The 14007-nt window shown below is 49.3% G+C and carries 6 protein-coding genes and 2 pseudogenes; all 8 read left to right on the top strand.

Annotated features, from left to right (window positions below; translation table 11 throughout):
* The first annotated feature begins 194 nt into the window (after positions 1-194).
* The 8 genes and pseudogenes from QUA70_RS22490 (at position 195) to QUA70_RS22455 (ending at position 13776) form a co-directional block, all read left to right on the top strand.
* The gene (locus QUA70_RS22490; protein WP_333410683.1) at positions 195-659 is read left to right on the top strand and encodes a condensation domain-containing protein; all 465 of its coding nucleotides are present in this window, start codon (positions 195-197) and stop codon (positions 657-659) included.
* The gene (locus QUA70_RS22485) at positions 656-2761 is read left to right on the top strand and encodes an amino acid adenylation domain-containing protein (protein ID WP_333350017.1); all 2106 of its coding nucleotides are present in this window, start codon (positions 656-658) and stop codon (positions 2759-2761) included. The genes QUA70_RS22490 and QUA70_RS22485 overlap by 4 nt, the downstream gene beginning before the upstream one ends.
* Positions 2762-2765: 4 nt before the next feature.
* A pseudogene (locus QUA70_RS22480) lies at positions 2766-3734 on the top strand (beta-ketoacyl synthase N-terminal-like domain-containing protein); the annotation flags it as partial.
* Positions 3688-3987: a hypothetical protein gene (locus tag QUA70_RS22475; protein WP_333410682.1), complete on the top strand. Its 300-nt coding sequence runs from the start codon at positions 3688-3690 to the stop codon at positions 3985-3987. The pseudogene QUA70_RS22480 and the gene QUA70_RS22475, both read left to right, overlap by 47 nt.
* A 105-nt stretch (positions 3988-4092) precedes the next feature.
* A pseudogene (locus QUA70_RS22470) lies at positions 4093-5498 on the top strand (IS5 family transposase); the annotation flags it as partial.
* 107 nt (positions 5499-5605) lie between these two features.
* Positions 5606-9328: an aminotransferase class III-fold pyridoxal phosphate-dependent enzyme gene (locus QUA70_RS22465; protein WP_333350043.1), complete on the top strand. Its 3723-nt coding sequence runs from the start codon at positions 5606-5608 to the stop codon at positions 9326-9328.
* Positions 9325-9471 (top strand): hypothetical protein, encoded by a 147-nt coding sequence (locus tag QUA70_RS22460; RefSeq protein WP_333331155.1) that lies wholly within the window; start codon positions 9325-9327, stop codon positions 9469-9471. Before QUA70_RS22465 ends, QUA70_RS22460 begins: the two co-directional genes overlap by 4 nt.
* A 180-nt stretch (positions 9472-9651) precedes the next feature.
* Complete coding sequence (locus tag QUA70_RS22455; RefSeq protein ID WP_333350019.1) at positions 9652-13776, top strand: amino acid adenylation domain-containing protein; 4125 nt, start codon at positions 9652-9654, stop codon at positions 13774-13776.
* Positions 13777-14007: the final 231 nt, after the last annotated feature.

Raw genomic sequence — 14007 nt, 5'->3', positions numbered from 1 at the left:
TAAACCATCCTAATCTTTCTTCAGTCTTGTCTTATGGTACTTTGGCTGCTTAAAAACTGTCCGGAGTATTGTTAAACAAAATTTATCAGTTGTAGAACAGGCATCTTGCCTGTTCCTGACACCAACAGAAAATTTATCAGCAGAACCCGAAATCCGGCTTTCTAACACCGTAACCGCAGCCTTAAACTTATCTAATTCAAGAACAGCAACTAACCCTAAATACCCTGCTGCAAGGAGCCTGGGCTATACTTTTAAGCCGCTGTTCCGGTTCGGAAGATGTAATATTTGGAACTATTTGCGACAGCAGATCGCCGAACCTAGAAAACGCAGAATCAGCGGTAGGATTATTCATAAATACTTTGCCATTTCGGGTAATTGTATCTCCCGATTTACCAGCGATCGACTGGCTCAAACAACTGCAAACTCAGTGGACGGCATTTCAAGAATACGGGAACGTGCCGCTGGCAAAAACTCAAGAATGGAGCGATATTCCCCGCGGCACAGCTTTATTTGACAGCCTGCTAGTAGTTGAAAAATATCATATTAATTCTGCCCTGCAAGCTCTCGGTGGCAACTGGCAAAACCGAGAATTTCAGCTTTTAGAACAGACAAGTTTTCCCCTAACAGTTTACGCATACGGGGAACCGAACTGCTGTTGAAAATTGCGGGCGATCGCCAGCGGTTCGATCCGATCGCCATTACCCGAATGTTGGGACACCTGCAAACTTTGCTAGAAAGTATAGCCGCGAATCCTCAGCAGAAAATCAGCAAATTGTCAATGCTGACAGCAGCCGAACTTGCTCAGTTGCAGGAGTGGAATCAAACTCAAGCAAATTATCCGCAAGACAAATGCGTTCACCAATTATTTGAAGCACAAGTCTATCGATCGCCCGATGCCATTGCCGCCGTTTTTTCCCAAAATCTCCAACAGCAACTCACCTATCGGGAACTCAATTCCAAAGCCAATCAACTAGCCCATTACTTGCAGCAATTAGGCGTCGGGCCCGATGTTTTAGTCGCTATTTGCATGGAACGTTCCTTAGAAATTGCGATCGCCGTTTTAGGCGTTCTCAAAGCAGGCGCAGCTTACGTTCCCCTCGATCCAGCCTACCCCCAAGAACGGCTGACCTTCATGTTAGCCGACACCCAAGCTCCCGTTATCCTCACTCAATCTCACTTAGTATCGGGTTTGCCCGCACATCAAGCCCGCGCCGTTTGTTTGGACGCAGACTGGGAAACAATCAGCAGTCACAGCAGGGAAAACCCAGCTAGCAGCGTCTCTCCCCTAAATTTAAGTTATACAATGTATACGTCCGGTTCCACAGGCAAACCCAAAGGAGTTCCCCTCCCGCACCGCGCCCTAGTCAACCTAATAGCGTGGCAACTGCAAAACTCCACCCTTGAGGGCCCAGCCAAAACCCTGCAATTTGCATCTCTCAGCTTCGATGTCTCGTTTCAAGAAATGTTCTGTACTTGGTGTGCCGGCGGCACCCTCGTTTTCATCACAGAAGAAATCCGGCGAGATGCCCAGAGTTTGTTGCAGCTAATCGACAAACAAAAGATTCAAAGACTATTTCTCCCTTTCATCGCCCTGCAACACTTAGCCGAAGCAGCCGATACTTATCAGCTAATACCCAAATCGCTGCGCGAAGTAGTCACCGCCGGCGAACAGTTGCAAGTCAACCGTTACATCGCCAGTTTCTTTCAGCAGCTAGAAAATTGTACCCTGCACAATCAGTACGGCCCCTCCGAGAGCCACGTTGTAACAGCTTATACCCTCGCAGGCCCGCCCGGAGATTGGCCCGCACTGCCTCCGATCGGCCGCCCTATTGCCAACACGGAGATATATTTGTTACAAATAGATGGTGAGCCTATACCTTTAGGAGTAGCGGGAGAACTATACATCGGGGGTATCTGTTTGGCCCGGGGCTACCTCAACCGCCCGGACTTGACTACTGAAAAATTTATTCCCAATCCTTTTAAACACAATGAAATAAGCGCGATCGAATCCGATCTTTCCCTTCTGCCTTCAGAAGATCGCCTTTACAAAACAGGAGATTTAGCCCGCTACCTGCCCGACGGTAACATCGAGTACATCGGGCGGATTGACGGCCAAGTCAAAATTCGCCGCTTCCGCATAGAGTTGGGAGAAATCGAAACCGCACTGGCAAAACATCGCGCCGTCAAACAAGCTGTGGTGCTGCCGCGGGAAGACGCACCGGGGGACAAACGACTGGTTGCATACATAGTGGCGAATCCAGAGGAACAATTGGCAATAGCCGACCTCCGCCCTTACCTGCAAGGGCAACTCCCAGATTACATGGTGCCTGCGGTGTTTGTAAATGTTGAGGCGATGCCGAAGACGCCCAGCGGGAAAATTGACCGCCGCGCCCTGCCGGCACCTGACTCGCAGCGACAAGAACTGTCCCAGAGTTATGCGGCACCGCAAAGCGAGTTGGAGCTTTTGCTAGCGGGTGTTTGGTCTAAGCTGCTGAAGCTTGATCGCGTGGGGATTCACGACAATTTCTTCGAGATTGGAGGCAATTCTTTGATGACGCTGCAAGTTGCAGTCCAAGTTCGAGCTCTGTTAGGTAAAGACTTGCCGATTGTGAAATTGTTCCAGCACCCGACGATCGCCCAATTGGCAAATTATTTAAATCAGGGGCAGAGTGCAAGCCCGTCCAACAACAAATTTCAAGACAGGGCCGATCGGCAAAAAGCTGCTTTTAACCGGCACAAGCCATCTACCAAAAAACGTTAATTTAATGACTAATTCCCCAGAAAACCCAGAACTTGACGGCATTGCGATTATTGGCATGGCGGGCCGCTTTCCCGGTGCTGCCAGTGTCGGTGAGTTGTGGCAGAATTTGTGCGGCGGGGTGGAGTCCACAGCTTTTTTCAGTGACGCGGAACTAGACCCCAGTATTGACCCACATCTCAGACAGGCTCCGAATTACGTCAAAGCTAGAGGAATTATTGACGGTGCCGATCGGTTTGATGCAGCATTTTTCGGCGTGAGTCCCCGCGAAGCCGAAATTACAGACCCGCAGCAGCGCGTTTTTTTAGAAATAGCTTGGGCCGCCCTAGAAAATGCAGGCTGCGATCCGAATACCTTCAACGGCTCGATCGGAGTTTACGCCGGCACGGGCAACAATACTTATTTTCCCAACAACATCGCCGGACGATCGGATGTAATTTCCCGCGCGGGCGAGTTTCAGGTGATGGTAGCCAATGAAAAAGACTACATTGCTACCCGCACCTCCTACAAGCTGAATCTCAAAGGGCCGAGCGTCAGCGTACATACCGCTTGCTCCACATCATTAGTTGCAGTTTGTCAAGCTTTTTATGCTTTGATGAGCTACCAGTGCGATCTAGCCCTCGCCGGCGGGATATCAATTACGGTGCCCCAAAATAGCGGTTATTTGTATCAAGAAGGGGGGATGTTCTCCAGCGACGGACACTGCAAACCTTTCGACGCCCAGGCTGAAGGAACCGTGTTCGGCAACGCAGCCGGGGCAGTTGTACTCAAGCGTTTGGAAGAAGCGATCGCCGACAGAGATACAATCTATGCCGTAATTCGCGGAGTCGGCTTGAATAACGACGGGGCAGCCAAAGTCAGCTTTGCGGCACCAAGCGTAGACGGGCAAGCAGACGTGATCGCGATGGCGCACGCGATGGCAGACGTGCATCCCGAAACGATATCCTACGTCGAAACCCACGGCACGGCAACCCCCCTGGGCGGATCCGATCGAAATAGAAGCGCTGACTCAGGCTTTTGCTCTCAAAACCGCAGCCAAACAATTTTGCGCGCTCAGCTCCGTCAAAAGCAACTTCGGACACACGATCGCCGCGGCGCGAGTCACAGGGCTGATCAAAACAGCTTTAGCCCTCAAACACCAGCAAATACCGGCCACTCTGCACTTCGAGCAACCGAATCCAGCCATTGATTTTGCCAACAGCCCCTTCTACGTCGGGTTTGCTGAATAATCGCTCGCATATTGCGTGGTCTGGGTTTTCGAGCGCGCGAGCGAGAAAAAAGTGCAAGATTAACAAGTAAAATAGGTCAAAACCCGTGCATCACCACCTGCGAACGTGTACAAAAAAGCTGAGCTTGCTACTCCCTCACCTTCCGACTTTGAACTCCCCTCATGTGGAAAATTGTCACTCCTTAACCGTTGGGTAAAAATGGCCGAACTAATCCCGTGGTCAGAATTTGAAACAGAATATGCTAAAAACTTCCCCACAGAAAAAGGGGCACCAGCCAAATCCTTTCGGATGGCATTGGGGGCATTAATTATCAAAGAAAAGTTGGGAATTAGCGATCGTGAAACAGTAGAACAGATCCGGGAAAACCCCTACCTACAATACTTTATCGGTCAATCAAGCTACAGCAATGAACTCGCCTTTGACCCATCACTATTAGTACATTTTCGGCAACGAATCAGTCCCAATCTAATTAATAAAGTGAACGAACGCATGGTAGAAAAAATGCGAGAAATCACGCCAGCCAAACCCGAAAAAAAAAAGGATTCGGACGCCAAAAATGAGTCATCCAATCGCGGTAAGTTGATCGTAGATGCAACCTGCGCCCCAGCCGACATTAGTTATCCGACCGACTTAGGACTATTAAATAGAGCCAGAGTTCATACTGAAAAAATCATAGACATTCTGTATAAACATATTAAAAAAGAAAAAACCCCTAAAAAACCACGAACCTACCGTAATAAGGCCAGAAAAGATTACTTATTAATCGCGAAACAAAGACGACCTACCCGCCACAAAAGAAGACAGGCAATTAAAAAACAACTTCAATACATCAAAAGAAACTTAGCTCATATTGAACAGCTAATCGATTCAGGTGCGACCCTAGAAAGTTTGAACAAACAGCAATATAAAACCTTGCTAGTCCTCACAGAAGTCACTCGCCAACAACAGTGGTTATTTGATAACAATAAACAGAGCATTGAGGATAGAATAGTAAGTTTAAGTCAACCCCACATTCGTCCTATTGTCAGAGGAAAAGCAGGAAAAAGCGTAGAGTTTGGAGCCAAAATATCAGCCAGTTGTTTTGAGGGGTATGTATTTTTAGACCGGATGAGCTGGGATAACTTCAACGAATCAGGGGACTTAAAAGCCCAAGTAGAAGCATATCATAGGTTCACAGGGTATTATCCAGAGTCAGTTCATGCAGATCGCATTTACCGAAATCGGGAAAACCGAGCATGGTGTAAAGAAAAAGGCATTAGGCTTAGTGGGCCACCCTTAGGAAGACCAAGAGCAAATGTGAGTAAATCAAAAAAGAGGCAAGCGTTGGAAGATGAGAGGATTAGAAATGCCATTGAGGGCAAGTTTGGGGCTTGCGTAAACGAAGATTCGGTCTCAATCGAGTGATGGCAAAACTTGATAATACATCTGGTACAGTTATTGCAATTACTTTTTTGGTAATGAACCTTGCTACCTGGTGGCGTCGGGTTTTGTGTGTGTTTTTATGTCTATTTGGAAAAAGAACACCTGTTTTTGGATTGAGTATAATTTACCATTATAGTTGGGTGAATCGATACAGTAAAAACTTATCTTTAACCCACCTTGAATATATTGATCCCTCCTGCTCTTTGTTTGCGATCAATTATTCAGCAAGCCCTACGTCAACGCCGAACTCTCGGAATGGAAAGCCGGCCAAACGCCCAGAAGAGCGGGTGTAAGTTCGTTTGGTGTCGGCGGCACCAACGCTCACGTTGTCCTCGAAGAAGCACCCGCACTGGAACCGTCAAGTCCTTCTCGCCCGCGGCAGTTGCTGCTGTTGTCGGCGAAAACTCCATCTGCTTTGGACGCAGCCACCGCAAATTTGCGATCGCACCTCGCCCAAAACCCGGAGATCGATCTCGCCGATGTTGCTTATACTCTGCAAACCGGGCGGCAAGCCTTCAATTACCGCCGTTTCGCTGTTTGCAGCGATCGCACCGATGCCGTGCAGGTACTCGAATCCCTGCCGCCGCTGCGTACAGCAACCCGCTGCACCGAATCGAGAAATCCGGCAGTAATCTTCATGTTTCCGGGACAAGGGTCGCAATACGTCAATATGGGCTTGAATTTGTACGAATCCGAGCCTTTATTCCGCGAAACAGTCGATCGCTGCGCCGAAATTTTGCAGCCGCACCTCGGCCGAGATTTGCGGAAAGTGCTTTATCCCGGCAGCGATGAAGCGACAGCAGCCGAATCGCTGCGCCAAACTTTCTTGACTCAGCCTGCGATATTTACCTTAGAATACGCGCTTTCCAAGCTGTGGGAGAGTTGGGGCGTCATTCCCCAAGGTGCGATCGGGCACAGCATCGGCGAATTTGTAGCGGCAACTATCGCAGGCGTGTTTTCCCTAGAAGATGCCTTGATGCTGGTAGCAGCGAGGGGGCGCTTGATGCAAGATTTGCCGGGGGGTTCGATGCTGTCGGTGCGGTTGCCGGCGGCGCAAGTAGAAGGGCGCTTGAGTGCGGATTTGGCAGTGGCTGCGGTGAATGCGCCGGATTTGTGCGTGGTTTCCGGGCCGACGGAGGCGATCGCACTTTTTCAGCAGCAACTAGAAACCGAAAGCGTTGTCTGCAAACAACTGCACACTTCCCACGCTTTTCATTCGCCGATGGTAGATTCGATCGTCGAACCTTTCGCCGAATATGTCAAAAAAGTGCAGTTGTCAGCGCCAACTATCCCATTTGTTTCTACTGTAACTGCTAGTTGGATAACAGCGGAACAAGCAACCGATCCGATGTATTGGGCGCGGCATTTGCGGGCGACTGTGCGTTTTGCTGACGGGATAAAAGAGCTTTGGCAAGATCCGAACCGGATACTTTTGGAAGTCGGGCCGAGAACAACGGCTGCTACTTTAGCTCGCAAACAAGCCAAAGATTTGAAAAAACAAGTTGCCATTTCTTCCCTCAGCGACAGCCATGAAAATCAAACTGAATGGGCGGCTTTGTTGAGTGCAGCCGGACAGCTTTGGCTGTGCGGAGTATCGATCGACTGGCAGAGCTTTTATCAGGAGGAAACGCGCGATCGCCTTCCCTTGCCAACTTATCCGTTCGAGAGCAAGCGCTTCTGGATCGAACCAAAAGTGTCAGAGGGCAAGATTGAAATAGTGGAGGAATTGCCCGCTTCTCAATTACCCATTTCCAATTCCCAATTACCAACTACCAATTCCCAATTACTGATGCCAAATTCACAGGTTGAGACCCAAACGGCAGCGCGCAAGTACAGACTAATTCCTGTAATCAAAAACATCCTAGAAGAAACTTCTGGCGAGGATTTAGGCAGTGTTGATGAGGACTTAACTTTCCTAGAAATGGGTTTAGATTCTCTATCTTTAACTCAAGTAGCGCTGAATTTGCAAAAAGAATTTAGCATCAAAATTACTTTTCGCCAACTATTAGAAACTTTCCCCACTCTCGGCACTTTATCTGAATTTATCGATGGTGCTCTGCAGCCGGAGGTTTTGCCTGCAACTCCTGCCGTCCAACAAGCCGCGCCCGCACCAGCACCCGCACCGGCGATCGCACCGACAGCAGCACCTCCTGCGCCCATTGCCACTCCCGTTGCAGTCAGCGCCCCTGTAAATCTGCCGTTACCCAGCCCTGGGCCTCAAATTTTGAATCCCGTACAGTCTGGCAATCTCGAATACCTGATCGGGCAGCAGTTGCAAATTATGTCGCGACAGCTAGAACTGTTAGGCGGCGCTGGTTTGGTTCCCGCACAGCCGGCACCGACAACTAACGGTCAAGTTATGCCGCAGCCGCCGGCACCAACTCAAAATACCCCGCAATCCCAGACTAACGGCAGCACGATCGCACCCACAGCAGCACCAAAAGCAGAACCAACAGCAGAACCAAAAAAGGTGTTCGGTGCCGCCGCCCGCATCGACACATCCGATCGCGATGGATTAACTCAGTCGCAAGCAGCATATTTAGAAACATTTGTCAAGCGATATACGGCGCGAACTCAGAAATCCAAACAGTACACTCAGACTCACCGCCACCACCTCGCCGATCCGCGGGTAGTTTCGGGGTTTAACCGGACGATGAAAGAGTTGGTTGATCCAATTGTGGCGGTGCGATCGTCGGGTTCTAAAATTTGGGATGAAGACGGCAACGAGTACGTGGATTTAACCAACGGTTTCGGATCGAACTTTTTCGGATATTCGCCTCCATTTATTACAGAAGCGATCGCAGCTCAAATGCAGTGCGGGTATGAAATCGGCCCGCAAACACCGCTAGCAGGGGAAGTTGCCGAACTCGTGTGCGAGATGACAAAACACGATCGCGCCGCCTTCTGCAACACCGGTTCTGAAGCAGTTTTGGGCGCAATGCGCCTGGCCCGCACCGTCACGGGCAACAGTACGATCGTCATGTTTACCGGAGACTATCACGGGATTTTCGATGAAGTGATCGTGCGCGGCACCAAAAAACTGCGATCGCTCCCCGCCGCACCAGGCATTCCCCAATCCGCCGTTGACAATACCCTGATCCTCGACTACGGCGAACCAGAATCCCTGGAAATCCTAAAAGCGCGGGCGGGCGAGTTTGCAGCCATCATGGTAGAACCGGTACAAAGTCGCCGTCCCGAGTGGCAACCGCGAGAATTCCTCCACGAAGTGCGCCGGATTACCGAACAAGCCGGTTGCGCCTTCATTATGGACGAAGTGATTACCGGATTCCGCATTGCACCGGGCGGGGCCCAAGAATATTTCGGCGTACAAGCGGATATCGGAACCTACGGCAAAGTAGTCGGCGGCGGGATGTCGATCGGGGTAATCGCGGGCAAATCCGCCTGGATGGACGCTTTAGACGGCGGTTTTTGGCAGTTCGGCGACGACTCGTTCCCGGAAGTTGGCGTCACTTATTTTGCAGGGACTTTTGTGCGCCACCCGCTGACTTTAGCAGCCGCCAAGGCATCTCTCGAATATTTGAAGCGCGGCGGGCCGAAATTGCAGCGCGATCTCAATGCCAAAACCGACAAATTCGTTGCAGAATTGAACGCCATGTTCGATCGAGAGCAAGCACCTTTCACTGTTAAAAACTTTGGTTCCCTGTTCAAAATCACCTACCCGCAAGATTTTACTCATGGAGAACTGCTGTTTTACTCGCTGCGGGAAAAAGGAATTCACATTTGGGATCACCGCCCGTGTTTTCTGACGCTAGCGCATTCCGACGCAGATATTGCTTTTGCAAAGGAAGCATTTAAAAACAGCATTGCCGAATTGCAGTCAGCCGGATTTTGGCCGCTCCGTCTGGCAGCACTGTTAAGGCGATCGATTTCAACAAAAATGGCAATACCAATGGATTGAAATCGTCAATTGCTTTCGCAAACAATTCTCCCGTACCCGGTGCCAAATTAGGGCGAGATCCTAATGGCAATCCAGCTTGGTACATCGCAGATCCAGAGCGGCCGGGAAAACATTTACAAGTAGGAGATAGTTTATCAAATTGACGGTTAGGGTTGGTAATTAAATCCTGTAGGGGCGGGTTTTACAAACAATAATTGCCTCAGACCAATAATTTTATAAACCCGCCCCCACCCAACGGTAAATCCCAATCTACCTCTTTCAAACAAATCTCCCCTACAACAAAGACAATTTAATTTATTTAGTTGCACTACTGTTAATAGCCAATGAAAATAGCCGCAGATTTACAACCAAAACTAACTGCTGTAGACTTCGATCCTTTCGCCGGCGGAGAACTTTTTGCTTGCGTACCCGCGACGGAATCGCAGAAAGAAATCTGGATTGCCGTGCAAATGGGAGACGAGGCAAATTGCGCTTATAACGAGTCGATGTGTCTGCGGTTGCAAGGAAACCTCGACATTGAATCTCTCGGATTTTCCCTTCAGGAATTAGTGCAGCGGCACGAGGCGCTGCGGACAACATTTAGCCCGGACGGATCGACTCTCTGCATTGCGTCGTCGCTCGAGATTGATATTCCTTTGATAGATTTGTCAATTTTGGACGATCGCCATCGCGAATCGAAATTAGCTTATTTGCGCCGTGAAGAAGTCGATCGACCTTTCAATCTAGTGCGCGGGCCGCTGTTTCGCACTCAAATTATTAAGCTGCAAGAACAGGAACACATCGTTATTCTCACCGGCCACCACATCATTTGCGATGGCTGGTCTTGGGGCATACTATTCCCGGATTTAGGTGCTATTTATTCTACCAGACAGCAAGGGTTAGCTGCCCATCTTCCACAGCCAGAAAGTTTTATAGAATACGCAATTTCACAAGAAGAAAACTCAACAACAGCCGAAAATATTGAGGCTGAAAAGTATTGGCTAGAACAGTTTTCAGGCACAATTCCGGTTCTAGATTTGCCGACAGACAGAGCGCGACCTGCTTTGAGAACTTACCAGGGTTCGCGGGAAGATTGGGAACTCAATCCAGATTTGGTTGCTAACCTCAAACGCCTGGGAAAAAAAGCAGGGTGCAGTTTTTTTACAACTCTCTTTGCTGCATTTGAAGCTTTTATGTACCGCTTGTGCGGGCAAGAGGATTTGGTTGTCGGAATGCCGGCGGCGGGACAACTGGTTGGGGGAAAAGACAAGCTTGCGGGACACTGCGTGAGCTTGTTGCCGCTCCGCACCCGCATTAACGAGGAACAATCTTTTATAGATTATTTGCGATCGCGCCGCACGGCAATTTTAGATGCTCTCGACTGCCAGCAGATTACCTTCGGTACTTTGGTCAAAAGATTAGCATTGCCGCGGGATTTCAGCCGCATTCCGCTAGTACCTGTAACTTTTAATCTCGATGTGCAACTTGCCGAAGAGCAGCTTAATTTGGACGGTTTTCAAGCTGAAGTCTTCTCGAATCCCAGAACTTATGAAAATTTTGAATGGGCAGTGAATGCCAGCGAAACAAAAAACAAACTCGTGCTGGAGTGCCAGTACAATACCAACTTATTTGATGCTGCGACAATCCGCCGCCGCATGGCTGAATTTGAGGTGCTGTTAGAGGGGATAGTTGCTAATCCTCAATGCCCGCTGAAAAACTTGCCGATTTTGACGGCTGCGGAACGGCAACAGCTATTAGTTGAGTGGAATAACACTCAAACAAATTATCCCGAATCTGCCTGCATTCACCAACTATTTGAAGTTCAAGCAGAACAAACTCCCGACGCTGTAGCCGTAGTTTTTGGAGAGCAACAGCTAACCTACCAACAGCTAAATTGTCGCGCCAATCAACTCGCACATTACTTGCAAATTTTGGGGGCTGGCCCGGAAGTTTTAGTGGGCATTTGTTTCGATCGCTCTATGGATGCGATCGTCTCGCTTTTGGCTGTTCTCAAAGCCGGATCGGCTTACCTGCCCTTAGACCCAGCTTATCCCAAAGAGCGGCTGGATTTCATGCTGTCAGACGCCCAAATATCGGTGCTTTTGACTCAAAATCATCTAGTAGAAAGACTTCCCGACTGCGGAGCAAAAGTAATTTGCCTGGAGGCGGCGCGGGAGGAAATAGACGAACAAAGTGAGATAAATCCTACCAATCTTGCTAATGCCGACCATCTAGCTTATGTAATGTATACTTCAGGTTCGACAGGCAAGCCCAAAGGCGTTTGCGTCGTCCACCGGGGCGTAGTGCGGTTAGTCAAAGACACTAACTATGCCAGCCTCACCGCAGCAGAAGTCTTCCTGCAACTGGCTCCGATTTCCTTCGACGCCTCGACCTTGGAAATTTGGGGAGCGCTGCTCAACGGCGCGCAACTGGCGGTATTCCCGGACGGCAGCCCATCTTTGGCAGAGTTGGGAGAGGCGATTCGCTTATACAATGTGACCATATTGTGGCTGACAGCCGGACTGTTTCACTTGATGGTGGACGATCGCATTGAGGATTTAAAGGGTGTGCGCCAACTGTTGGCAGGCGGTGACGTTTTATCTGTTCCCCACGTCCAGAAGTTGCTGCGAGAAGTTCCAAACTGCAACTTAATTAACGGTTACGGGCCGACCGAAAATACGACTTTTACTTGCTGCGCGCCGATCGACTCTGCCAGTCAAATTAGCAATTCCGTTCCTATCGGGCGGGCGATCGCAAATACTCAAGTTTACATACTCGATCAGTATTTGCAGCCAGTGCCGATCGGCGTTCCGGGCGAATTGTATACAGGCGGCGCCGGCTTGGCCAGAGGCTACCTCAACCGCCCCGATTTGACAGCCGAAAGGTTCATTCCCAATCCCTTCAACGATTTTAGATTGCCGATTTTAGATTTTAGATTGGGGAATGCTGGTGAGAAACTAGAGATTGCCCAAAGCCCAGAAGCATCTAATCATCCCAAATCAAATCGCCTTTATAAAACAGGGGATTTAGCCCGCTACCTGCCTGACGGTAACATCGAGTACCTCGGACGCACCGACAATCAGGTAAAGATTCGCGGCTTCCGCATAGAAGTGGGAGAAATTGAGGCAGTGCTCGCCGGACATCCAGATATCAGCCAAGCGGCGATCGCAGTTCAGTTAGATGCTTCGGGGAACAAATGTCTCGCAGCTTATGCAGTTTCCCGCCCAGGTCAAATTCTCGCAGCCGCTACCCTGCGTAGCTTCCTGCAGGAGAGACTACCAGACTATATGATACCTGCTGGGTTTGTGTTCCTCGACGCTTTGCCCTTAAACCCCAACGGCAAAGTTGACCGCCGCGCTTTGGCAACTCAAAAGTGGCAATCTAGCGACGCTGCGCCCAATGAAACAATTGCTGTTGCCCCGCGCGACCAATTAGAGCTCCAAGTGACAGAAATTTGGCAACAAGTTTTAGGCATCAATTCAATGGGAATCAGGGACAATTTCTTCGAGGTGGGAGGACATTCCCTGCTAGCAGCGCGCCTGTTAGCTGAAATTGAAAAAGTCTTCGACAAAAAGCTGCCGCTGTCTGCTATTTTCCAATCGCCAACAGTTGAGCAATTGGCTGACATTCTCCGCGAACCGGAATGGTCGTCACCGTCTCCGTCAATGGTGGTGATTCAACCGGGAACCGGAAGTTACAAACCGCCTCTGTTCTGCATCCACGTACTCGGTAGAGGATTGGAATTTTACCGTCCTTTAATGAATTATATCGATCGATCGCAGCCTGTTTTGGGACTGTCAACCCAGATTATGGATGAAAAATTGGCTCCCCCCAATCGAGTTGAGGAATTGGCAGCTTATTACATAAAAGAAATGCAAACTTTTCAGCCACACGGCCCTTATTTTCTGTTAGGAGTATCTTTTGGGGGGACGGTAGCTTTTGAGATGGGTCGGCAACTTCACGATCTAGGTGAGAAGGTAGCTTTGCTGGGATTGTTGGACACTTACGGGCCGGATGCTTTCAACAATTCGTTTGAGATGAAGCACAGTGAGGGCATAATGAGAATTTTACGTCTCACCCCCGGTGCATTTATGAATAAAGCGAAGAGCAATCTGAGCGGAAAAATCGAGGATCTCACTGAGATTCAGTGGAGAATTTTGTGCAATTTGTACCGGGCGGTGGGGCGTCCCCTGCCAATTTATTTGGAAAACTTCACTCATAGGGAATTAAATCATCAGGCATTGAAACATTATGTAGGGGGAGTTTATGCGGGTCGGGCCTCTGTTTTCAAGGCAGTTGAGAGTGCTACGGCGTTTGGGGCTGACATCGAATTAGGTTGGGGTAGGGTAATTACGGGAGGAATAGAGGTTCACGAGATTCCTAGCGACCACCTTGGGATGTTAAAAGAACCTCACGTTCAGATACTGGGGGAAAAATTGCAGGCTGCAGTCGATCGGGCTCAAGGTTAACATTGGACAATTGACAGTGGACAGCAAAAACCCCGATCTAATTTTCTCTGTGAACTATCAACTATCAACTATCAAATCGTTTCCGGTTGCATCGGAATGATATCAATTCCGGTTGCACCGGAATTATTGTTGACTGTTGACTGTTGACTGTTGACTGTTGACGGGCGGGTCGAAAAACTGAATGGTTGAGTGTTAACTGTTGACTCGATTTTATTATTCCGATGCAACCGG

The sequence above is a fragment of the Microcoleus sp. LAD1_D5 genome (genome assembly GCF_036702115.1).
Taxonomy (GTDB): domain Bacteria; phylum Cyanobacteriota; class Cyanobacteriia; order Cyanobacteriales; family Microcoleaceae; genus Microcoleus.
Note: the sequence above shows the minus strand (reverse complement) of the source record. Positions and strands in the feature narration are given on the sequence as shown.

Excerpts from the sequence above, each read along its gene's own strand:
- QUA70_RS22455 (WP_333350019.1), top strand. The coding sequence starts at position 9,652 with ATGAAAATAGCCGCAGATTTACAACCAAAACTAACTGCTGTAGACTTC.